This window comes from Streptococcus sp. 1032 (genome assembly GCF_013277015.1).
GTDB lineage: Bacteria > Bacillota > Bacilli > Lactobacillales > Streptococcaceae > Streptococcus.
Genome location: NZ_VMMD01000018.1, coordinates 82498 through 106036, shown reverse-complemented (window position 1 = coordinate 106036; position 23539 = coordinate 82498). Strand labels below are relative to the sequence as shown.

Genomic DNA, 23539 nt, shown 5'->3' with positions numbered 1-23539 from the left:
ACAAATGAAATTTAGAAAATTAGCTTGTACAGTACTTGCGGGTGCTGCGGTTCTTGGTCTTGCTGCTTGTGGCAATTCTGGCGGAAGTAAAGATGCTGCCAAATCAGGTGGTGACGGTGCCAAAACAGAAATCACTTGGTGGGCATTCCCAGTATTTACCCAAGAAAAAACTGGTGACGGTGTTGGAACTTATGAAAAATCAATCATCGAAGCGTTTGAAAAAGCAAATCCAGATGTAAAAGTGAAATTGGAAACCATCGACTTCAAGTCAGGTCCTGAAAAAATCACAACAGCTATCGAAGCTGGAACAGCTCCAGACGTACTCTTTGATGCACCAGGACGTATCATCCAATACGGTAAAAACGGTAAATTGGCTGAGTTGAACGACCTTTTCACAGATGAATTTGTTAAAGATGTCAACAATGAAAACATCGTACAAGCAAGTAAAGCTGGAGACAAGGCTTACATGTATCCAATTAGTTCTGCCCCATTCTACATGGCAATGAACAAGAAAATGTTAGAAGATGCTGGAGTAGCAAACCTTGTAAAAGAAGGTTGGACAACTGATGATTTTGAAAAAGTATTGAAAGCACTCAAAGACAAGGGTTACACACCAGGTTCATTGTTCAGTTCTGGTCAAGGGGGAGACCAAGGAACACGTGCCTTTATCTCTAACCTTTATAGCGGTTCTGTAACAGATGAAAAAGTTAGCAAATATACAACTGATGATCCTAAATTCGTCAAAGGTCTTGAAAAAGCAACTGGCTGGATTAAAGACAATTTGCTCAATAATGGTTCACAATTTGACGGTGGGGCAGATATCCAAAACTTTGCCAACGGTCAAACATCTTACACAATCCTTTGGGCACCAGCTCAAAATGGTATCCAAGCTAAACTTTTAGAAGCAAGTAAGGTAGAAGTGGTAGAAGTACCATTCCCATCAGACGAAGGTAAACCAGCTCTTGAATACCTTGTAAACGGATTTGCAGTATTCAACAACAAAGACGACAAGAAAGTCGCTGCATCTAAGAAATTCATCCAATTTATCGCAGATGACAAAGAGTGGGGTCCAAAAGACGTAGTTCGTACAGGTGCTTTCCCAGTCCGTACTTCATTTGGTAAACTTTATGATGATAAACGTATGGAAACAATCAGCAGCTGGACTCAATACTACTCACCATACTACAACACTATTGATGGATTTGCTGAAATGAGAACACTTTGGTTCCCAATGTTGCAATCTGTATCAAATGGTGACGAAAAACCAGCGGACGCTTTGAAAGCCTTTACTGAAAAAGCGAACGAAACAATCAAAAAAGCTATGAAACAATAGTCCTTAGTTATTCTATGAAAAAGTAGTTTTTTAAAGAACCTAAGAGTGTATACCCCCCTTTTCCCTTTACACAGATAGTGTAAGAAAAGGGGGGCTTTTGTTTAAAATGTAAGAAATTGTCACGAAATTAAAATGAAGTTCTTACATAAGCGAATCATAAAAAATTTCATTTTGATTTTAAAACAGTTCAAGAAAGTCAAAAAATATTCTATTTGAAAGAGAGGTGCCTACTGTGAAAGTCAATAAAATCCGTATGAGGGAAACAGTGATTTCCTATGCTTTCCTAGCACCAGTGTTGTTCTTCTTTATTATCTTTGTTTTAGTACCAATGATTATGGGCTTCATCACAAGTTTCTTTAACTACTCTATGACTAGTTTTGAATTTGTGGGCTTAGATAACTATGTCCGTATGTTTAAAGATCCTGTCTTTACAAAATCTCTGATTAACACAGTTATTTTGGTTGTTGGCTCTGTACCGATTGTTGTTCTCTTTTCGCTCTTTGTAGCGTCACAGACCTACCATCAAAATGCTATTGCCAGATCTTTTTACCGTTTCGTCTTCTTCCTTCCAGTTGTAACAGGTAGTGTTGCCGTAACGGTTGTATGGAAATGGATTTATGATCCGCTATCAGGTATCTTAAACTTTGTTTTGAAATCTAGTCATATCATCACTCAAAATATTTCATGGCTGGGCGACAAGCACTGGGCATTGCTGGCGATTATGATTATCCTCTTGACAACGTCTGTTGGTCAACCGATTATCCTCTACATCGCAGCTATGGGGAATATTGACAATTCATTGGTTGAAGCAGCTCGTGTTGACGGTGCAACTGAATTTCAAGTTTTCTGGAAGATTAAATGGCCAAGCCTTCTTCCAACAACTCTTTATATCGCAATCATCACGACAATCAACTCCTTCCAAGTTTTCGCCTTGATTCAATTGTTGACATCTGGTGGGCCAAACTACTCTACAAGTACCTTAATGTACTACCTGTACGAAAAAGCCTTCCAATTGACAGAATACGGATATGCCAACACCATCGGTGTCTTCTTGGCAGTCATGATTGCGATCGTAAGCTTTGTTCAATTTAAGGCGCTCGGAAACGACGTAGAATACTAAAGAAAGGAGACAGCTATGCAATCTACAGAAAAAAAACCATTAACAGCCTTTACTGTTATTTCAACAATCATTTTGCTCTTGTTGACTGTGCTGTTCATCTTTCCATTCTACTGGATTTTGACAGGGGCATTCAAATCACAACCTGATACCATTATGATTCCGCCACAATGGTTCCCTAAAATGCCAACCATGGAAAACTTCCAACAACTTATGGTGCAGAACCCTGCCTTGCAATGGATGTGGAACTCAGTATTTATCTCATTGGTAACCATGTTCTTAGTTTGTGCAACCTCATCTCTAGCAGGTTATGTATTGGCTAAAAAACGTTTCTATGGTCAACGCATTCTCTTCGCTATCTTCATCGCTGCTATGGCGCTTCCAAAACAAGTTGTCCTTGTACCATTGGTACGTATCGTCAACTTCATGGGAATTCATGACACTCTTTGGGCAGTTATTTTGCCTTTGATTGGATGGCCATTTGGTGTCTTCCTTATGAAACAATTCAGCGAAAATATCCCTACAGAGTTGCTCGAATCAGCTAAGATTGACGGTTGTGGTGAGATTCGTACCTTCTGGAGCGTAGCCTTCCCAATTGTAAAACCAGGGTTTGCGGCTCTTGCAATCTTTACCTTCATCAATACTTGGAATGACTACTTCATGCAATTGGTTATGTTGACTTCACGTAACAATTTGACTATTTCACTTGGGGTTGCGACCATGCAGGCTGAAATGGCAACCAACTATGGTTTAATTATGGCAGGAGCAGCCCTTGCTGCTGTGCCAATCGTAACAGTCTTCCTAGTCTTCCAAAAATCCTTCACACAGGGTATTACTATGGGAGCGGTCAAAGGATAATACTCTGCGAAAATCGAATGCAAACTACGTCAGCGTCACCTTGCCATACTTAAGTATTGCCTGCGGTTAGCTTCCTAGTTTGTTCTTCAATTTTCATTGAGTATAAGAGAATATAGAGTTATAAGTGTCTACAAAATGGAGGGTATGCAGTTACTTTATGAAGTTTTGTCAGACACTTATCAACTTAAGAATGGTTTTAGTTAACTATCAGAAACGAAGGAAAGAGTATGATTTTTGACGATTTGAAAAACATCACCTTTTACAAAGGGATTCATCCTAATTTAGACAAGGCTATCGACTATCTCTACCAACATCGTAAAGATTCTTTCGAATTAGGAAAGTATGAGATTGATGGAGATAAAGTCTTTCTAGTTGTTCAGGAAAATGTCCTCAATCAAGTTGAGAATAATCAATTTGAGTATCATAAGAACTATGCAGATTTGCATTTGTTGGTAGAAGGGCATGAATATTCGAGCTACGGTTCACGTATCAAAGATGAAGCAGTAGCATTTGACGAAGCGAGTGACATTGGCTTTGTTCATTGTCATGAACACTACCCACTCTTGTTGGGTTATCACAATTTTGCGATTTTCTTCCCAGGAGAGCCACATCAACCAAATGGTTATGCAGGTATGGAAGATCAAGTTCGCAAATATCTCTTTAAAATTTTGATTGATTAAAAATAGGATGAATTGTCTTTTTGTAAATCTTTGACAATAATCTACCATGAAATTGGTCTTTTTGAGGTAGAGAAATGAGGTCTTATTGTCAGTATCTTTATTCAGAAATACTATTGGTATGGCAGGATTGAAGTTCAGCAAAGTCTTTATGGCTGCGGGAGCAAGAGTAGGATTACTGACCAAGATTTCTGGAAGGATTTTACAAATAGCTGTGAATCTAGTTGATGTATATGGTTGTATAAACTTTTAAAACGAGAGAATGAAAGCACTTTGTATTTTTTTATTGAATATGTTAGCTTGGACAGTGCTTGCAATGATAATCCGTGGAGGGCTAGATGGATTTAATGAGCATACTTGGAGTACTATTTTAATTGCTTCGCTGTCCGGGATATATATAGATTATATGTCCATAGATAAAAGTAGAAAAAAGTCCAAAAGAAAAAAGAAAAAATAGCTTTGTTCATGGTAGGGACTTATGAAAGCTTTACTGACAAAAAAGAAAACAGTTTACAAAGAAAAATGATGGAGGAGCAAAGATGTCACAAAAAGGAAGAAGTCTCATCAAGGCTGCATTTGATACAGATAATTTTCTAATGCGAATTAGTGAGAAGGTTTTAGATATTGTAACAGTCAATCTTCTCTTTGTAGTAACTTGTTTGCCAATCGTAACGATTGGAGTAGCCAAAATTAGTCTCTACGAGACCATGTTTGAGATTAAGAAGAGCAGACGGGTGCCTGTATTTAGAATCTACCTAAGAGCTTTCAAGCAAAATCTGAAATTGGGGTTTCAGCTGGGTTTAATGGAGTTAGGAATTGTGTTTCTTACCCTTTCAGATCTCTATCTTTTCTGGGGTCAAACAGCTCTGCCCTTCCAATTGGTGAAAGCTATTTGTCTAGGTATTCTGATTTTTCTTACTATTGTGATGTTGGCTAGCTATCCAATCGCTGCGCGCTATGACCTATCTTGGAAAGAAATTCTCCAAAAAGGATTGATGTTGGCTAGTTTTAATGCTCCTTGGTTTATCTTGATGATTGCAATTATCTTTTTGATTTTGATGATTCTATATCTATCAGCCTTTACCGTTCTATTGGGAGGATCAGCTTTTATTCTCTTTGGTTTTGGACTTCTTGTTTTTTTACAAGTGGGAGTGATGGAAAAGCTATTTGCTAAGTATGAGTAAGGGGTGCAATTATTTCTGAAACTACTTTCAAACGCTCCAAGCGCTATTCTATAAGCGAGAAACTAAAATCTAAGTGTCTATAAGATATTGAAAGCCTTTTCGGTAAAGTGTATACTAAAGAAGTAAAGAAAGAATCTGCTTTAGCAGAAAATAAAAATAATAGGAGAAAATCTATGTCAGATTTGAAAAAATACGAAGGTGTCATTCCAGCCTTCTACGCATGTTATGATGATCAAGGAGAAGTAAGTCCAGAGCGTACGCGTGCCCTGGTTCAATACTTCATTGATAAAGGTGTTCAAGGCCTCTATGTTAATGGTTCTTCTGGTGAATGTATCTACCAAAGTATTGAAGATCGCAAGTTGATTTTGGAAGAAGTGATGGCAGTTGCCGAAGGGAAATTAACCATCATTGCTCACGTAGCTTGCAACAATACCAAGGATAGTATGGAACTTGCTCGCCATGCAGAAAGCTTGGGTGTAGATGCCATTGCAACAATTCCGCCGATTTATTTCCGCTTACCAGAATACTCAGTTGCTAAATATTGGAACGATATCAGTTCTGCAGCTCCAAACACAGACTATGTTATCTACAACATTCCTCAATTGGCAGGTGTTGCTTTGACTTCAAGCCTTTACACTGAAATGTTGAAAAATCCACGTGTTATCGGTGTTAAGAACTCTTCTATGCCAGTTCAAGATATCCAAACCTTTGTGAGCCTTGGTGGAGAAGACCATATCGTCTTTAACGGTCCAGATGAGCAGTTCTTAGGTGGCCGTCTCATGGGTGCCAAAGCTGGTATCGGTGGTACTTATGGTGCTATGCCAGAACTCTTCTTGAAACTCAATGAGTTGATTGCTGACAAAGACTTGGAAACAGCGCGTGAATTACAGTACGCTATCAATGCAATCATTGGCAAATTGACTGCTGCACATGGTAATATGTATGGTGTCATTAAAGAAGTCTTGAAGATCAATGAAGGCTTGAATATTGGTTCTGTTCGTTCACCATTGACACCAGTGACTGAAGACGATCGTCCAGTTGTAGAAGCAGCTGCAGCCTTGATTCGTGAAACCAAGGAGCGCTTCCTCTAATCTCAAAGGAGGTATTTATGACATACTACGTTGCAATTGATATCGGTGGAACTAACATCAAGTATGGTTTGGTTGATCAAGAGGGTCAACTTCTTGAATCGCATGAAATGCCAACTGAGGCGCATAAGGGTGGACCTCATATCTTACAAAAGACCAAAGATATCGTAGCCAGCTATTTAGAAAAAGGCCCAGTAGCAGGTGTTGCCATTTCTTCTGCAGGGATGGTAGACCCTGATAAGGGAGAAATTTTCTATGCTGGGCCTCAAATCCCTAACTATGCAGGAACCCAGTTCAAGAAGGAAATCGAGACTAGCTTTGCTATTCCTTGTGAGATTGAAAATGATGTCAACTGTGCAGGTCTGGCTGAGGCAGTATCTGGTTCAGGTAAGGGAGCAAGTGTCACCCTTTGCTTGACCATTGGAACAGGTATCGGTGGTTGCTTGATTATGGATGGGAAAGTCTTCCATGGTTTTAGCAATTCGGCCTGTGAAGTCGGGTATATGCATATGCAAGATGGAGTTTTTCAGGATCTCGCTTCTACCACAGCTTTGGTTGAGTATGTAGCAACATCTCATGGAGAAGATGTTGATCAGTGGAATGGCCGACGCATTTTCAAGGAAGCCACTGAAGGCAATAAACTCTGCATGGAAGGTATTGACCGCATGGTAGACTATCTAGGAAAAGGTCTGGCAAATATTTGCTACGTTGCCAATCCAGAAGTGGTTATTCTTGGTGGTGGTATCATGGGGCAAGAGGCTATCCTCAAACCTAAGATCCGCACAGCCTTGAAAGAGGCTTTGGTACCAAGTCTGACTGAAAAAACACGATTAGAATTTGCCCATCACCAAAATACAGCAGGTATGTTGGGTGCCTATTATCATTTTAAGACAAAACAATCCTAGTTTGGTTAAACCAAACTAGGATTTTCTGATACGTTTTTGTCGACGATAGCCGTTGAGTTTTTTATTTTCCCAGTAGCTATTAAAGATTTTCTCCTTACTTTCACGATTGATTTCCAAAAAGTAGGCGTAAATCAAATCAATAAAGAAGAGCATAGGAAGTTGAGCGGATATTCGTTGGATATAGGAAGGCTGGCTGTGGGTGGCTACAAGAACAGTCTCTGTATAGGCCTGGCTATCTTTATTGGGAACACTTGAAAAGAGTACAGTCTTTGCCCCCATCTCCTTAGCGTCTAATAAACTGTCTAAAATAGAAGGTGTTGTGCCAGAGAGTGAAAAACCGAGCACTAGACAATTTTCATCCATGATGCTGGTTGTCCAGGCAAAGCCGTCTTGGTCTGTCAAAGCTTCGCAGACCACACCCAGACGCATGAAGCGCAATTTCATTTCACGAGCTACGAGGCCAGAACTCCCTGTTCCGAAGAAGTAGATACGCTCAGCATCTTCGATTAGCTGGGCAATTCGTTCTAGTTGGACTTCGTCAATCAAGTCTTGTGTTTGTTCCCTCATGTTGCTATAACTTCTGAGGACTCGTTTGGTCAGTGGACTGTGCTTGGAGACTTGGTTGGCTTGATTTTCTGCCTCATGTTGGTATTGGAAAATAAATTCTCGGTAGCCAGTAAAGCCACACTTTTTAGCAAAGCGAGTTAGTGCAGCCTGAGAGATATGTAATTTTTGAGTGACTTGTTGAGAAGATAAATCATCTGTAATCGTTTCTGCTTGTAAAAAATAGCGAGCGATTTCTTGCTCTAGGTCTGTCATTTCTTCAAAATGTGAATCAATGACAGTTGCGATATCTGGTTTGTCCATAGGGAAGGCTCCTTTAAATGAGTCGTGTTGGAAAAAGACTAGATTATTGAACTTTTACATTCATTATAACATATAATATAGGGATGGATAAATAAAAACGTATCTTACTGTAAAAACGAAAAAAAGCTTCTTTCTTTTCCATAATTTTCTGCTCAAATTGTGGTACAATTAAGAGTAAGATTTTAAGTTAGAAATGAGACTGATTTGTATGAGAAAATTTAACAGCCATTCGATTCCGATTCGGCTTAATTTATTGTTTTCAATCGTCATTTTACTCTTTATGACCATTATTGGTCGTTTGTTGTATATGCAGGTTTTGAACAAGGATTTTTACGAAAAAAAGCTAGCCTCAGCTAGTCAGACCAAGGTCACAACCAGTTCTGCCCGTGGGGAAATTTATGATGCTAGTGGGAAACCTTTGGTAGAAAATACGTTAAAGCAGGTTGTTTCCTTTACGCGTAGTAATAAAATGACTGCTAAAGATCTAAAAGAAATCGCTAGTCAGTTGCTGGGATATGTGAGCATCAGTTCGCCAAATTTGACAGAACGCCAGCTGGCTGATTACTATTTGGCTGATCCTGAAATCTATAAAAAAACAGTGGAAGCTCTCCCAAGTGAGAAACGCTTGGATTCAGATGGCAATCGTCTATCCGAATCAGAACTGTATAACAATGCGGTCGATAGTGTCCCAACAAGTCAACTAAACTATACAGAGGATGAAAAGAAAGAAATCTATCTTTTTAGTCAGTTAAATGCTGTTGGAAACTTTGCGACAGGAACCATTGCGACAGATCCTCTAAATGATTCTCAGGTAGCTGTTATTGCCTCTATTTCAAAGGAGATGCCTGGCATTAGTATTTCTACTTCTTGGGATCGAAAGATTTTGGAAACTTCCCTTTCTTCTATAGTAGGGAGTGTATCCAGTGAAAAAGCTGGTCTCCCAGCGGAAGAAGCAGAAGCCTATCTTAAAAAAGGCTATTCTCTAAATGATCGGGTTGGAACCTCCTATTTGGAAAAGCAATATGAAGAGACCTTACAAGGAAAACGATCGGTAAAAGAAATCCATCTGGATAAATATGGCAATATGGAAAGCGTGGATACAATTGAGGAAGGTAGTAAGGGAAACAATATCAAACTGACCATTGATTTGGCCTTCCAAGATAGCGTGGATGCCTTGCTGAAAAGTTATTTCAATTCAGAGTTGGGAAATGGTGGAGCCAAGTATTCTGAAGGTGTCTATGCAGTCGCACTTAACCCAAAAACAGGTGCTGTTTTGTCTATGTCAGGGATTAAACATGACTTGAAAACGGGAGAGTTGACGCCTGATTCCTTGGGAACGGTAACCAATGTCTTTGTTCCAGGTTCGGTTGTCAAGGCGGCGACCATCAGCTCAGGTTGGGAAAATGGAGTCTTGTCGGGAAATCAGACCTTGACAGACCAGTCCATTGTCTTCCAAGGTTCAGCTCCAATTAATTCTTGGTATACTGCCTTTTCTAGGCCAATGCCGATTACGGCGGTTCAAGCTCTGGAGTATTCATCCAATGCCTATATGGTCCAAACAGCCTTAGGTCTTATGGGGCAGACCTATCAACCTAATATGTTTGTCGGTACCAGCAATCTAGAGTCTGCTATGGGGAAACTGCGTTCAACCTTTGGCGAATATGGCTTGGGATCTGCGACTGGGATTGACCTACCAGATGAATCTACTGGATTTATTCCCAAAGACTATAACTTTGCCAATTTCATTACCAATGCCTTTGGGCAGTTTGATAACTATACCCCAATGCAATTAGCTCAGTATGTGGCAACGATTGCAAATGATGGTGTTCGTGTGGCTCCTCGTATTGTGGAAGGCATTTATGGCAATAATGATAAGGGGGGACTGGGCGACTTGATTCAGCAACTGCAACCGACAGAGATGAATAAGGTCAATATATCCGACTCCGATATGAGTATCTTGCACCAAGGTTTTTATCAGGTTGCTCATGGGACTAGCGGATTGACAACTGGACGTGCCTTTTCAAATGGTGCCTTGGTATCTATTAGTGGAAAAACGGGTACAGCCGAAAGCTATGTGGCAGATGGTCAGCAAGCAACTAATACCAATGCGGTGGCCTATGCCCCATCTGATAATCCCCAAATCGCTGTGGCAGTGGTCTTTCCTCATAATACCAATCTAACAAATGGTGTAGGACCTTCCATTGCGCGTGATATTATCAATCTGTATCAAAAATACCATCCAATGAATTAGAAAGGAAATTATGCTTTATCCAACACCCATTGCCAAGCTGATTGACAGTTATTCTAAGTTACCAGGTATCGGGATTAAGACGGCCACGCGTCTGGCCTTTTATACGATTGGGATGTCTGATGACGATGTCAATGAGTTTGCCAAAAATCTCCTTTCTGCTAAGAGAGAATTGACCTACTGTTCCGTTTGTGGACGTTTGACAGACGATGATCCCTGCTCCATCTGTACCGATCCGACTCGTGACCAGACAACGATTTTGGTGCTAGAGGATAGTCGGGATGTGGCGGCTATGGAAAATATCCAAGAATACCATGGACTCTATCATGTCCTGCATGGCCTTATTTCCCCTATGAATGGTATCAGTCCAGACGATATCAATCTCAAGAGTCTCATGACTCGTCTGATGGATAGTGAGGTTTCAGAAGTAATCGTAGCAACCAATGCCACAGCAGATGGGGAAGCGACTTCCATGTATCTTTCACGCTTGCTCAAGCCAGCTGGGATCAAGGTTACGCGTCTGGCACGAGGCCTCGCTGTCGGAGCAGATATCGAGTATGCGGACGAAGTGACCCTCTTACGGGCTATTGAAAATCGGACAGAGTTGTAAGTGTAGACAAATTTACGAACTCCATTCATTTATAAAAAAATCAAGGAGGCTGAAAATCGTTCCTATCGGCCTCTTTTTGCATAGTATGATGAGTAGTGTCAGGTTCAAGTTTTAAAAAAATAAGCAAATATGATATACTAAAGAGCGAGTATTCTAGTAGAATTAGGACAAATAATATGAAACAAACGATTATTCTTTTATATGGTGGACGGAGTGCGGAACGCGAAGTCTCTGTCCTTTCAGCTGAAAGTGTCATGCGTGCGGTCAATTATGATCGTTTCACAGTTAAGACTTTCTTTATCAGTCAGTCAGGTGATTTTATTAAAACGCAGGAATTTAGTCAGACTCCAGGTCAAGAGGACCGTCTCATGACCAATGAAACCATTGATTGGGATAAGAAAGTTGCACCAAGTGCTATCTATGAAGAAGGGGCAGTGGTCTTTCCAGTTCTTCATGGTCCGATGGGAGAAGATGGCTCTGTTCAAGGATTCCTTGAAGTTTTGAAATTGCCTTATGTCGGTTGCAATATCTTGTCATCCAGTCTTGCCATGGATAAAATCACGACTAAGCGTGTGTTAGAATCTGCTGGCATTGCACAAGTTCCCTATGTGGCTATCGTTGAAGGGGATGATGTGACTGCTAAAATCGCTGAAGTGGAAGAAAAATTGACTTATCCAGTCTTCACTAAGCCGTCAAACATGGGTTCTAGTGTCGGTATTTCTAAGTCTGAAAATCAAGAAGAACTTCGTCAAGCTTTGGAACTTGCCTTTCAATATGACAGCCGTGTCTTGGTAGAGCAAGGGGTCAATGCCCGTGAAATCGAGGTTGGTCTCTTGGGAAACTACGATGTCAAAAGCACGCTACCAGGAGAAGTAGTCAAGGATGTTGCCTTTTATGACTACGATGCCAAGTATATTGATAACAAGATTACCATGGACATCCCAGCCAAAATCAGTGATGATGTGGTAGCTGTCATGCGTCAAAATGCAGAGACGGCCTTCCGTGCCATTGGAGGCCTCGGTCTCTCTCGTTGCGATTTCTTCTATACAGATAAGGGAGAGATTTTCCTAAACGAGCTCAATACCATGCCAGGTTTCACCCAGTGGTCAATGTATCCACTACTTTGGGACAATATGGGAATCAGCTACGCAGAACTAATCGAGCGTTTGGTTGACCTTGCCAAGGAAAGCTTTAACAAGCGCGAAGCGCATTTGCTATAAAATGAAAGAGAGGGTAGAAGCCAGAACCATCACTGCCAGGTGACTAGAGTTCTCGGGCTTCGACCCTTTTTAAAGGAGTAGAAATGAAATTAACAATCCATGAAGTTGCCCAAGCTGTTGGAGCTAAAAATGATGTTAGTCTTTTTGCGAACGCTCAGTTAGAAAAGGCTGAGTTTGATAGTCGTTTGATTGGGACTAGAGATTTATTTGTGCCACTTAAAGGTGCGCGTGATGGTCATGACTTTATCGAAACAGCCTTTGAAAATGGCGCTGCTGTAACCTTGTCTGAGAAAGAGCTTGCAAATCATCCCTACATTCTAGTAGATGATGTGCTGACTGCCTTTCAAACCCTAGCTGCCTACTATCTTGAAAAAACGGCTGTTGATGTCTTTGCGGTTACGGGTTCAAATGGCAAGACAACCACCAAGGATATGTTGGCGCACTTGCTATCAACAACCTACAAAACCTACAAAACACAAGGAAACTACAACAACGAGATTGGCCTTCCTTACACAGTTCTCCACATGCCTGAAGGGACAGAGAAGCTAGTATTGGAGATGGGGCAGGATCACTTGGGAGATATTCATCTCTTGTCTGAATTGGCTCGTCCAAAGACAGCCATCGTGACCTTGGTTGGAGAAGCCCATTTGGCCTTTTTCAAAGACCGTTCGGAGATTGCGCAAGGAAAAATGCAAATTGCAGATGGCATGGCTTCGAATTCCTTGCTCTTGGTACCAGCTGACCCTATTGTAGAGGACTACTTGCCAACTGATAAAAAGGTGGTCCGATTTGGGCAAGGAGCAGAGCTGGAAATCACAGACTTGGTTGAGCGTAAGGACAGTCTGACCTTTAAGGCTAATTTCTTGGAACAAGACCTTGATTTGCCAGTGACTGGTAAGTACAATGCGACCAATGCTATGATTGCATCCTATGTTGCCCTGCAAGAAGGAGTTACTGAGGAGCAGATTCGTCAGGCCTTCCAAGGTCTTGAATTGACGCGTAACCGTACCGAGTGGAAGAAAGCAGCCAATGGAGCAGATATCCTATCAGATGTTTACAATGCCAATCCAACTGCTATGAAGTTGATTTTGGAGACATTCTCTGCCATTCCAGCCAATGAGGGCGGCAAAAAAATCGCTGTTCTAGCAGACATGAAGGAACTCGGCGATCAGTCTATTCAACTCCATAATCAGATGATTTTGAGCCTTTCTCCAGATGTGCTTGATACCCTTATTTTCTATGGAGAAGATATTGCTGAATTAGCCCAATTGGCCAGTCAAATGTTCCCAATCGGCCACGTTTACTATTTCAAGAAAACAGAAGACCAAGACCAATTTGAAGACCTAGTCAATCAGGTTAAGGAAAGTTTAGGAGTCCATGATCAAATCCTGCTCAAAGGCTCTAACTCTATGAATCTAGCCAAGTTGGTAGAAAGTTTAGCAACTGAAGCCAAGTGATTTTGTCAAACATTTACGTATTTCTAAATCCATTTTTGACAAATAGCATGGTATAATAATATGCAGGAAAATTTTGAATTATGAGGAAGACTAGATGAATTTATGGGATATTTTTTTTACAACTCAGCCAACAGAACCACCTAAATTTGACCTTTTTTGGTATGTTAGCCTATTTACGCTCTTAGCCTTGACCTTTTATACAGCCTATCGCTATCGTGAAAAGAAGGTTTACCAACGATTTTTCCAGATTTTACAGGCCGTTCAGTTGATCCTTCTTTATGGTTGGTACTGGGTCAATCATATGCCATTGTCAGAAAGCCTACCCTTTTACCATTGCCGTATGGCTATGTTTGTGGTACTCTTGCTTCCTGGTCAGTCCAAATATAAACAATACTTTGCATTATTGGGAACATTTGGGACATTAGCAGCCTTTGTTTATCCAGTGCCAGATGCTTACCCTTTTCCACATATCACCATTTTATCCTTTATCTTTGGTCATTTAGCACTCTTGGGGAACTCTCTAGTTTATCTATTGAGACAGTATAGTGCGAAATTGCTGGATGTGAAGGGAATTTTTCTCATGACCTTTGCCCTAAATGCCTTGATTTTTGTGGTCAATTTGGTAACAGGTGGGGATTACGGATTCTTGACAAAACCGCCATTGGTTGGGGATCATGGTCTAGTAGCTAATTATTTACTTGTTTCAATTGTGCTGGTAGCTACTATCAGTTTGACTAAGAAAATCTTAGAATTCTTTTTAGCTCAAGAAGCAGAAAAAATGATTGCAAAGAAAGCTTAACACAGAGCTTTCTTTTTTTGTCTTAGAGAGTTTTTACAAGCAGCTTATAAAATAAGAATTTCTGAACATAGAAACTCAAAAATTGGCTGGGAAATTTAGGAAAAAAGCAAGCATGATTAAATTTTTTGTGTTATAATATTCTGTGAATAGCTATGCCTAAGTTTAGCTATGGAATAATACGAAGTGCGAAACTTGGAAGATAGAGAGGATGCGATGTAATGGCTAGAGAAGGCTTTTTTACAGGTCTAGATATTGGAACAAGCTCTGTCAAGGTGCTTGTAGCCGAGCAGAGAAATGGTGAATTAAATGTAATTGGCGTGAGTAATGCCAAAAGTAAAGGTGTAAAGGATGGAATTATTGTTGATATTGATGCAGCAGCAACTGCTATCAAGTCAGCCATTTCCCAAGCAGAAGAAAAGGCAGGCATTTCGATTAAATCAGTGAATGTCGGCTTGCCTGGTAATCTTTTGCAGGTCGAACCAACTCAAGGGATGATTCCAGTAACATCTGATACCAAGGAAATTACGGATCAAGATGTTGAAAATGTTGTCAAATCAGCTTTGACAAAGAGTATGACACCTGACCGTGAAGTCATTACCTTTATTCCTGAAGAATTTATTGTGGATGGTTTCCAAGGGATTCGTGACCCACGTGGCATGATGGGGGTTCGCCTTGAAATGCGTGGCTTGCTTTATACAGGCCCTCGTACTATCTTGCACAATTTGCGTAAGACGGTTGAGCGTGCAGGTGTTCAGGTTGAAAATATTATCATTTCGCCACTAGCAATGGTTCAATCAGTTTTGAACGAAGGTGAACGTGAATTTGGTGCTACAGTGATTGATATGGGGGCAGGTCAAACGACTGTCGCTACAATCCGCAACCAAGAACTCCAATTCACACATATTCTCCAAGAAGGTGGAGATTATGTAACTAAAGATATCTCCAAGGTTTTGAAAACCTCTCGCAAATTAGCAGAAGGCTTGAAACTGAATTACGGGGAAGCCTATCCGCCTCTTGCAAGCAAAGAAACCTTCCAAGTAGAAGTTATTGGAGAAGTAGAAGCAGTCGAAGTGACGGAAGCCTACTTGTCAGAAATTATTTCTGCACGAATCAAGCACATCCTTGAGCAAATCAAGCAAGAATTAGATAGAAGACGTCTATTGGAGCTCCCTGGTGGTATTGTCTTAATCGGTGGGAATGCCATTTTACCAGGTATGGTTGAACTTGCTCAGGAAGTCTTTGGCGTCCGTGTCAAGCTTTATGTTCCAAATCAAGTTGGTATCCGTAATCCAGCCTTTGCGCATGTGATTAGTTTATCAGAATTTGCGGGTCAATTAACAGAAGTGAATCTTTTGGCTCAGAGAGCGATAAAAGGTGAGAATGACTTAAGTCATCAGCCAATTAGTTTTGGTGGGATGCTGCAAAAGACAGCTCAGTTTGTACAATCAACGCCTGTTCAACCAGCTCCTGCTCCAGAAGTAGAGCCGGTGGCGCCTACAGAACCAATGGCGGATTTCCAACAAGCTTCACAAAATAAACCGAAATTAGCAGATCGTTTCCGTGGCTTGATCGGAAGCATGTTTGACGAATAAAGAGGAAAAATAAATTATGACATTTTCATTTGATACAGCTGCTGCTCAAGGTGCAGTGATTAAAGTAATTGGTGTCGGTGGAGGTGGTGGCAATGCCATCAACCGTATGGTCGACGAAGGTGTTACAGGCGTAGAATTTATCGCAGCAAACACAGATGTACAAGCATTGAGTAGTACAAAAGCTGAGACTGTTATTCAGTTGGGACCTAAATTGACTCGTGGTTTGGGTGCAGGAGGTCAACCTGAGGTTGGTCGTAAAGCTGCTGAAGAAAGCGAAGAAACACTGACGGAAGCTATCAGTGGCGCCGATATGGTCTTCATCACTGCTGGTATGGGAGGAGGCTCTGGAACTGGAGCTGCTCCTGTTATTGCTCGTATCGCCAAAGATTTAGGTGCGCTTACAGTTGGTGTTGTAACACGTCCCTTTGGTTTTGAAGGAAGCAAACGTGGACAATTTGCTGTAGAAGGAATCAATCAACTTCGTGAGCATGTGGATACTCTATTGATTATTTCAAACAACAACTTGCTTGAAATTGTTGATAAGAAAACACCGCTTTTGGAGGCTCTTAGCGAAGCGGATAACGTTCTTCGTCAAGGTGTTCAAGGGATTACAGATTTGATTACCAATCCAGGATTGATTAACCTTGACTTTGCCGATGTGAAAACAGTTATGGCAAATAAAGGGAATGCTCTCATGGGTATTGGTATCGGTAGTGGAGAAGAACGTGTGGTAGAAGCGGCGCGTAAGGCAATTTACTCTCCACTTCTTGAAACAACAATTGATGGAGCAGAAGATGTGATTGTCAACGTAACTGGTGGTCTCGATTTAACCTTGATTGAAGCTGAGGAGGCTTCACAAATTGTGAACCAGGCAGCAGGTCAAGGAGTGAACATCTGGCTCGGTACTTCAATTGATGAAAGTATGCGTGATGAAATTCGTGTAACAGTTGTCGCAACGGGTGTTCGTCAAGACCGCGTAGAGAAGGCTGTTGCTCCACAAGCTAGACCGACTACTAACTACCGTGAGACAGTGAAACCAGCTCATTCACATGGCTTTGATCGTCATTTTGATATGGCAGAAACAGCTGAATTGCCAAAACAAAATCCACGTCGTTTGGAACCAACTCAGGCATCTGCTTTTGGTGATTGGGATCTTCGCCGTGAATCGATTGTTCGTACAACAGATTCAGTCGTTTCTCCAGTTGAACGCTTTGAAGCCCCAACATCACAAGATGAAGATGAATTGGATACACCTCCATTTTTCAAAAATCGTTAAGTAAATGAATGTAAAAGAAAATACAGAACTTGTTTTTCGAGAAGTCGCAGAGGCTAGTCTGAGTGCTCATCGAGAGAGTGGTTCAGTCTCTGTCATTGCAGTTACCAAGTATGTAGATGTACCGACAGCGGAAGCCTTGCTTCCGCTAGGTGTTCATCATATCGGTGAAAATCGTGTCGATAAGTTTCTGGAAAAATATGAAGCTTTAAAAGATCGAGATGTGACTTGGCATTTGATTGGTACCTTGCAAAGACGTAAGGTGAAAGATGTCATTCAATACGTTGATTATTTCCATGCCTTGGATTCAGTAAAGCTAGCGGAGGAAATCCAAAAAAGAAGTGACCGAGTCATCAGGTGTTTCCTTCAAGTAAATATTTCTAAAGAAGAAAGCAAGCACGGTTTTTCGAGAGAGGAACTGCTGGATATCTTGCCAGAGTTAGCCAGACTAGATAAGATTGAATATGTTGGTTTAATGACGATGGCACCTTTTGAGGCTAGCAGTGAGCAGTTGAAAGAAATTTTCAAGGCGACCCAAGATTTACAAAGAGAAATCCAAGAAAAACAAATTCCAAATATGCCTATGACCGAGTTAAGTATGGGAATGAGTCGTGATTATAAAGAAGCGATTCAATTCGGTTCCACCTTTGTTCGTATAGGTACAGCATTTTTTAAGTAGGAGAGAACCATGTCTTTAAAAGATAGATTCGATAGATTTATAGATTATTTTACGGAGGATGAGGATTCAAGTCTCCCTTATGAAAAAAGAGATGAGCCTGTGTTTACTCCAGTAAATTCTTCACAGGAACCGGCTCTCCCAATCACTCAAACTCCACAATCAGCTGGAACAAAGGAGAACAATATCACCAGACTTCATGCAAGACAACAGGAATTGGCAAATCAGAGTCAGCGTGCAACTGATAAGGTCATTATAGATGTTCGTTATCCTAGAAAATATGAAGACGCAACAGAAATTGTTGATTTATTGGCAGGAAACGAAAGTATCTTGATTGATTTTCAATATATGACTGAAGTGCAGGCTCGTCGTTGTTTGGATTACCTGGATGGGGCTTGCCATGTTCTAGCTGGAAGTCTGAAAAAAGTAGCTTCTACCATGTATCTGTTGACACCAGTGAATGTTATTGTGAATGTAGAAGATATTCGTTTGCCAGATGAAGATCAACAGGGTGAGTTTGATTTTGATATGAGACGAAATAGAGTACGATAATGATTTTTTTAATTCGTATGATTTATAATGCAGTGGATATTTACTCCCTGATTTTAGTAGCCTTTGCTGTCATGTCTTGGTTCCCAGGCGCCTACGAATCAAGTTTAGGTCGCTGGATTGTAGCGTTGGTAAAACCAGTGCTTGCTCCCTTGCAACGCCTGCCTTTACAGATAGCGGGTCTTGATTTATCTGTTTGGGTTGCGATTGTTTTGGTTCGATTTTTAGGAGAAAACCTAGTCCGTTTTCTGGCGATGATAGGATGAATAAAGGGATTTACCAGCATTTCTCCATAGAAGATCGTCCCTTTCTTGACAAGGGAATGGAATGGATAAAGAAGGTAGAAGATAGCTATGCTCCTTTTTTAACTCCTTTTATCAATCCTCATCAGGAGAAGCTATTAAAGATTTTGGCTAAAACCTATGGTCTTGCTTGTAGCAGTAGTGGGGAATTCGTCTCGAGTGAGTATGTTCGAGTTTTATTATACCCAGATTATTTCCAACCAGAGTTTTCAGATTTTGAAATATCTCTCCAGGAAATAGTGTATTCCAATAAATTTGAACACTTAACGCATGCTAAGATTTTAGGGACAGTCATCAATCAATTAGGGATTGAACGGAAACTTTTTGGAGATATCCTAGTAGATGAAGAACGGGCGCAGATTATGGTCAATCAGCAATTTTTTCTTCTCTTTCAAGATGGATTAAAGAAAATTGGCCGTATACCCGTTTCGCTGGAGGAACGTCCTTTCACCGAGAAAATAGATAAGCTAGAACAGTATCGAGAACTGGATTTATCTGTGTCTAGTTTTCGATTAGATGTTCTTTTATCAAATGTTTTGAAACTATCTAGGAATCAAGCAAACCAGTTGATTGAAAAGAAACTTGTCCAAGTAAATTATCATGTGGTAGACAAATCAGATTATACTGTTCAAGTTGGAGACTTGATTAGTGTGAGAAAATTTGGTCGCTTGAGATTGCTTCAAGATAGAGGACAAACAAAAAAAGAGAAGAAAAAAATAACCGTCCAGTTATTATTAAGTAAGTGAGGAATAGAATGCCAATTACATCATTAGAAATAAAGGACAAGACCTTTGGGACTCGATTCAGAGGTTTTGATCCAGAAGAAGTCGATGAATTTTTAGATATTGTAGTTCGTGATTACGAAGATCTTGTTCGTGCGAATCATGATAAAGATTTGCGTATTAAGAGTTTAGAAGAGCGTTTGTCTTACTTTGATGAAATGAAAGATTCATTGAGCCAGTCTGTATTGATTGCCCAGGATACAGCTGAGCGAGTGAAACAAGCGGCACATGAACGTTCAAACAATATCATTCATCAAGCAGAGCAAGATGCGCAACGCTTGTTGGAAGAAGCTAAATATAAGGCAAACGAGATTCTTCGTCAAGCAACAGACAATGCTAAGAAAGTTGCTGTTGAAACCGAAGAATTGAAGAACAAGAGCCGTGTCTTCCACCAACGTCTCAAATCTACAATTGAGAGTCAGTTGGCTATTGTTGAGTCTTCAGATTGGGAAGATATTCTCCGTCCAACAGCTACTTATCTTCAAACCAGTGATGAAGCTTTTAAAGAAGTGGTTAGCGAAGTACTTGGAGAACCGATTCCAGCTCCAATTGAGGAAGAACCAATTGATATGACACGTCAGTTCTCTCAAGCAGAAATGGCAGAGTTACAAGCTCGTATTGAGGCAGCCAATAAAGAATTGGCTGAATTTGAAGCTCAGGCTAAACAGGGAGTGGAAAATCCAACTCCTGTAGTGAGTCCTCAAATGGAAGAAGAGCCTGCTCATCCAGTTGGTCCAATGTACGAAGAACCAGAAGTAGCTCCAGTGCATCCGACAGGTCCAACACCAGCTACAGAAACGTTTGATTCAGCACCAGGATTTGAAGCACCGCAAGAATCCGTTACAATTTTATAAGAAATATTCTGAGAACAATATCTTATCCTTATATTTCCAGCGAGCAGGAGATGGTGTGAGTCCTGCATTCCCTAACGATAAGATTATCCTCTCAAACAATCAAGTCTGAATGGAGTAAGATTTGACGTTCCCCACGTTACGGGATAAGAGGGAGAAAGACTAGATCTTTTTCCGAATAAAGGTGGTACCACGATTTTCGTCCTTTTTGGCAGTCGTGGTTTTTAATTTGTTATTATTTATAAAGGAGATACCATGAAACTCAAAGATACCCTTAATCTTGGGAAAACAGCTTTCCCAATGCGTGCAGGCCTTCCTACCAAAGAGCCAGTTTGGCAAAAGGAATGGGAAGATGCAAAACTTTACCAACGTCGTCAAGAATTGAACCAAGGAAAACCTCATTTCACCTTGCATGATGGCCCTCCATATGCTAACGGAAATATCCACGTTGGACATGCTATGAACAAGATTTCAAAAGATATCATTGTTCGCTCAAAATCTATGTCAGGTTTTTACGCACCATTTATCCCAGGTTGGGACACTCATGGTCTGCCAATCGAGCAAGTTTTGGCAAAACAAGGTGTCAAACGTAAAGAAATGGACTTGGTTGAGTACTTGAAACTTTGCCGTGAATACGCTCTTTCTCAAGTAGATAAACAACGTGAAGACTTTAAACGTTTGGGTGTTTCTGGTGACTGGGAAAATCCATATGTGACCTTGACTCCTGACTATGAAGCAGCCCAAATCCGTGTATTTGGTGAGATGGCTAATAAAGGTTATATCTACCGTGGTGCCAAGCCAGTTTACTGGTCATGGTCATCTGAGTCTGCCCTTGCTGAAGCAGAGATTGAATACCATGACTTGGTTTCAACTTCCCTCTACTATGCCAATAAGGTCAAAGATGGCAAAGGTGTTCTAGATACAGATACTTACATCGTTGTCTGGACAACGACTCCATTTACCATCACAGCTTCTCGTGGTTTGACTGTTGGAGCGGATATTGATTACGTCTTGGTTCAACCTGCTGGTGAAGCTCGTAAGTTTGTCGTTGCTGCAGAATTGTTGACTAGCTTGTCTGAGAAATTTGGTTGGGCTGATGTTCAAGTGTTGGCAACTTACCGTGGTCAAGAACTCAACCACATCGTAACAGAACACCCATGGGATACAGCTGTAGATGAGCTCGTTATCCTTGGTGACCACGTTACCACTGACTCTGGTACAGGTATCGTCCATACAGCCCCTGGTTTTGGTGAGGACGACTACAATGTTGGTATTGCTAATGGTCTTGAAGTCGCAGTCACTGTTGATGAACGTGGTATCATGATGGCTAATGCTGGTCCTGAGTTTGAAGGTCAATTCTATGACAAGGTTGTACCAACTGTTATCGAGAAACTTGGCAACCTCCTTCTTGCCCAAGAAGAAATCTCTCACTCATATCCATTTGACTGGCGTACTAAGAAACCAATCATCTGGCGTGCAGTACCACAATGGTTTGCCTCAGTTTCAAAATTCCGTCAAGATATTTTAGATGAAATCGAAAAAGTGAAATTCCACTCAGAATGGGGTAAAGTCCGTCTTTACAACATGATTCGTGACCGTGGTGACTGGGTCATCTCTCGTCAACGTGCTTGGGGAGTTCCTCTTCCAATCTTCTACGCAGAAGACGGCACAGCGATCATGACTGCTGAAACGATTGAACATGTGGCTCAACTATTTGAGGAACATGGTTCAAGCATTTGGTGGGAACGTGATGCCAAAGACCTCTTACCAGAAGGATTTACTCATCCAGGTTCACCAAATGGTGAATTCAAGAAAGAAACTGACATCATGGACGTTTGGTTTGACTCAGGTTCATCATGGAATGGAGTGGTAGTAAACCGTCCTGAGTTGACTTACCCAGCAGACCTTTACCTAGAAGGTTCTGACCAGTACCGTGGTTGGTTCAACTCTTCACTCATCACATCTGTTGCCAACCATGGTGTAGCACCTTACAAACAAATCTTGTCACAAGGTTTTGCCCTTGATGGGAAAGGTGAGAAGATGTCTAAATCTCTTGGAAATACCATTGCTCCAAGCGATGTTGAAAAACAATTCGGTGCTGAAATCTTGCGTCTCTGGGTAACAAGTGTTGACTCAAGCAATGACGTGCGTATCTCTATGGATATCTTGAGTCAAGTCTCTGAAACTTACCGTAAGATTCGTAACACCCTTCGTTTCTTGATTGCCAATACATCTGACTTTAATCCAGCTCAAGACGCAGTAGCCTACGATGAGCTTCGTTCAGTTGATAAGTACATGACCATTCGCTTTAACCAGCTTGTCAAGACCATTCGTGATGCTTACGCAAACTTTGAATTCTTGACAATCTACAAGGCCTTGGTAAACTTTATCAACGTTGATTTGTCAGCCTTCTACCTTGATTTTGCCAAAGATGTTGTTTATATCGAAGGTGCCAAATCACTCGAACGCCGTCAAATGCAGACTGTCTTCTATGACATTCTTGTGAAAATCACCAAACTCTTGACTCCAATCCTTCCTCACACAGCAGAGGAAATCTGGTCATATCTTGAGTTTGAAGCAGAAGACTTCGTTCAATTGTCAGAATTACCAGAAGCGGAAACTTTTGCTAATCAAGAAGAAATCTTGGATACATGGGCTGCCTTCATGGACTTCCGTGGACAAGCTCAAAAAGCCTTGGAAGAAGCGCGGAATGCCAAAGTTATCGGTAAATCACTTGAAGCACACTTGACAGTTTATCCAAATGAAGTTGTGAAAACTCTACTCGAAGCAATAAACAGCAATGTAGCTCAACTTTTAATCGTGTCTGAATTGACCATCGCAGAAGGACCAGCTCCAGAAGCTGCTGTTAGCTTCGAAGATGTAGCCTTCACAGTTGAACGCGCTGCAGGCCAAGTATGTGACCGTTGCCGTCGTATCGACCCAACAACAGCAGAACGCAGCTACCAGGCAGTCATCTGTGACCACTGTGCAAGCATTGTAGAAGAAAACTTTGCGGACGCAGTCGCAGAAGGATTTGAAGAGAAGTAAGGTTGAAAAGTCTCTATGCGTCTAGTATATAAAAATCAGTTATTCCAAGTTTATAATCTCTCTTGTGAGATGCTAAAGTTTAATGAGAATTGGTTTTGCTAAT

At 41.0% G+C, this 23539-nt stretch carries 23 protein-coding genes; 22 read left to right on the top strand and 1 reads right to left on the bottom strand.

From position 1 onward, the window contains the following. Window positions 1-4: 4 nt before the first annotated feature. From HT711_RS07185 to HT711_RS07150, 9 genes are all read left to right on the top strand, one after another. Window positions 5-1333 carry an ABC transporter substrate-binding protein gene (locus HT711_RS07185; RefSeq protein WP_000672126.1) on the top strand — a complete coding sequence of 443 codons (1329 nt, stop codon included), beginning with the start codon at window positions 5-7 and terminating at the stop codon, window positions 1331-1333. 253 nt (window positions 1334-1586) lie between these two features. Next, window positions 1587-2453 (top strand): sugar ABC transporter permease, encoded by an 867-nt coding sequence (locus tag HT711_RS07180; RefSeq protein WP_162278974.1) that lies wholly within the window; start codon window positions 1587-1589, stop codon window positions 2451-2453. A gap of 15 nt (window positions 2454-2468) precedes the next feature. Further along, window positions 2469-3308: a carbohydrate ABC transporter permease gene (locus HT711_RS07175; RefSeq protein WP_001192006.1), complete on the top strand. Its 840-nt coding sequence runs from the start codon at window positions 2469-2471 to the stop codon at window positions 3306-3308. Between the two features lie 227 nt (window positions 3309-3535). Next, window positions 3536-3988, top strand: a complete 453-nt coding sequence (locus HT711_RS07170; protein WP_173225697.1) for a YhcH/YjgK/YiaL family protein — start codon at window positions 3536-3538, stop codon at window positions 3986-3988. A 118-nt stretch (window positions 3989-4106) separates the two neighbouring features. Further along, window positions 4107-4238 carry a hypothetical protein gene (locus HT711_RS11430; protein WP_261013223.1) on the top strand — a complete coding sequence of 44 codons (132 nt, stop codon included), beginning with the start codon at window positions 4107-4109 and terminating at the stop codon, window positions 4236-4238. A 9-nt stretch (window positions 4239-4247) separates the two neighbouring features. After that, on the top strand, window positions 4248-4442 hold the full coding sequence (locus HT711_RS11285; protein ID WP_001810112.1) for a hypothetical protein: 195 nt from the start codon (window positions 4248-4250) through the stop codon (window positions 4440-4442). Window positions 4443-4524: 82 nt separating this feature from the next. Next, window positions 4525-5169, top strand: coding sequence for a YesL family protein (locus tag HT711_RS07160; protein WP_173234602.1), 645 nt, complete (start codon window positions 4525-4527; stop codon window positions 5167-5169). 173 nt (window positions 5170-5342) lie between these two features. Then, a complete protein-coding gene (locus HT711_RS07155) occupies window positions 5343-6260 on the top strand; it encodes a dihydrodipicolinate synthase family protein (protein WP_173249910.1) in 918 nt (305 codons plus the stop codon). Window positions 6261-6277: 17 nt separating this feature from the next. Then, on the top strand, window positions 6278-7162 hold the full coding sequence (locus HT711_RS07150) for an ROK family protein (RefSeq protein WP_173234606.1): 885 nt from the start codon (window positions 6278-6280) through the stop codon (window positions 7160-7162). Window positions 7163-7177: 15 nt separating this feature from the next. Here HT711_RS07150 and HT711_RS07145 read toward each other — a convergent pair whose 3' ends face one another. Then, the gene (locus tag HT711_RS07145) at window positions 7178-8029 is read right to left on the bottom strand and encodes a MurR/RpiR family transcriptional regulator (RefSeq protein WP_173234608.1); all 852 of its coding nucleotides are present in this window, start codon (window positions 8027-8029) and stop codon (window positions 7178-7180) included. A 193-nt stretch (window positions 8030-8222) separates the two neighbouring features. Between HT711_RS07145 and pbp2b the strand changes: the two genes are divergently transcribed. The 13 genes from pbp2b to ileS all read left to right on the top strand — a co-directional run bounded on the left by pbp2b (window position 8223) and on the right by ileS (window position 23436). Continuing rightward, complete coding sequence (gene pbp2b, locus HT711_RS07140; protein ID WP_173234610.1) at window positions 8223-10280, top strand: penicillin-binding protein 2B; 2058 nt, start codon at window positions 8223-8225, stop codon at window positions 10278-10280. Window positions 10281-10290: 10 nt separating this feature from the next. Continuing rightward, window positions 10291-10887: a recombination mediator RecR gene (recR, locus tag HT711_RS07135; RefSeq protein WP_000966762.1), complete on the top strand. Its 597-nt coding sequence runs from the start codon at window positions 10291-10293 to the stop codon at window positions 10885-10887. Between the two features lie 176 nt (window positions 10888-11063). Beyond that, the gene (locus tag HT711_RS07130) at window positions 11064-12107 is read left to right on the top strand and encodes a D-alanine--D-alanine ligase (protein WP_050278361.1); all 1044 of its coding nucleotides are present in this window, start codon (window positions 11064-11066) and stop codon (window positions 12105-12107) included. A gap of 83 nt (window positions 12108-12190) precedes the next feature. Further along, entirely contained in the window at window positions 12191-13564 is a 1374-nt protein-coding gene (gene murF, locus HT711_RS07125; RefSeq protein WP_173249909.1) for a UDP-N-acetylmuramoyl-tripeptide--D-alanyl-D-alanine ligase, read from the top strand. Between the two features lie 94 nt (window positions 13565-13658). After that, window positions 13659-14363, top strand: a complete 705-nt coding sequence (locus HT711_RS07120) for a TIGR02206 family membrane protein (protein WP_001055261.1) — start codon at window positions 13659-13661, stop codon at window positions 14361-14363. A gap of 218 nt (window positions 14364-14581) precedes the next feature. After that, a complete protein-coding gene (ftsA, locus tag HT711_RS07115) occupies window positions 14582-15955 on the top strand; it encodes a cell division protein FtsA (RefSeq protein ID WP_173249908.1) in 1374 nt (457 codons plus the stop codon). 16 nt (window positions 15956-15971) lie between these two features. Continuing rightward, a complete protein-coding gene (gene ftsZ / locus HT711_RS07110; protein ID WP_000144268.1) occupies window positions 15972-17231 on the top strand; it encodes a cell division protein FtsZ in 1260 nt (419 codons plus the stop codon). 4 nt (window positions 17232-17235) lie between these two features. Continuing rightward, on the top strand, window positions 17236-17907 hold the full coding sequence (locus HT711_RS07105) for a YggS family pyridoxal phosphate-dependent enzyme (RefSeq protein ID WP_173249907.1): 672 nt from the start codon (window positions 17236-17238) through the stop codon (window positions 17905-17907). A gap of 9 nt (window positions 17908-17916) precedes the next feature. After that, window positions 17917-18456, top strand: coding sequence for a cell division protein SepF (locus HT711_RS07100; RefSeq protein WP_000053381.1), 540 nt, complete (start codon window positions 17917-17919; stop codon window positions 18454-18456). After that, window positions 18456-18719, top strand: coding sequence for a YggT family protein (locus HT711_RS07095; RefSeq protein ID WP_000576513.1), 264 nt, complete (start codon window positions 18456-18458; stop codon window positions 18717-18719). Before HT711_RS07100 ends, HT711_RS07095 begins: the two co-directional genes overlap by 1 nt. Then, on the top strand, window positions 18716-19501 hold the full coding sequence (locus tag HT711_RS07090) for an RNA-binding protein (RefSeq protein WP_173249906.1): 786 nt from the start codon (window positions 18716-18718) through the stop codon (window positions 19499-19501). The genes HT711_RS07095 and HT711_RS07090 overlap by 4 nt, the downstream gene beginning before the upstream one ends. 8 nt (window positions 19502-19509) lie before the next feature. Beyond that, window positions 19510-20391: a DivIVA domain-containing protein gene (locus tag HT711_RS07085; RefSeq protein ID WP_050089380.1), complete on the top strand. Its 882-nt coding sequence runs from the start codon at window positions 19510-19512 to the stop codon at window positions 20389-20391. Between the two features lie 252 nt (window positions 20392-20643). Continuing rightward, window positions 20644-23436, top strand: coding sequence for an isoleucine--tRNA ligase (gene ileS / locus HT711_RS07080; protein ID WP_173249905.1), 2793 nt, complete (start codon window positions 20644-20646; stop codon window positions 23434-23436). The last annotated feature ends 103 nt before the right edge of the window (window positions 23437-23539 follow it).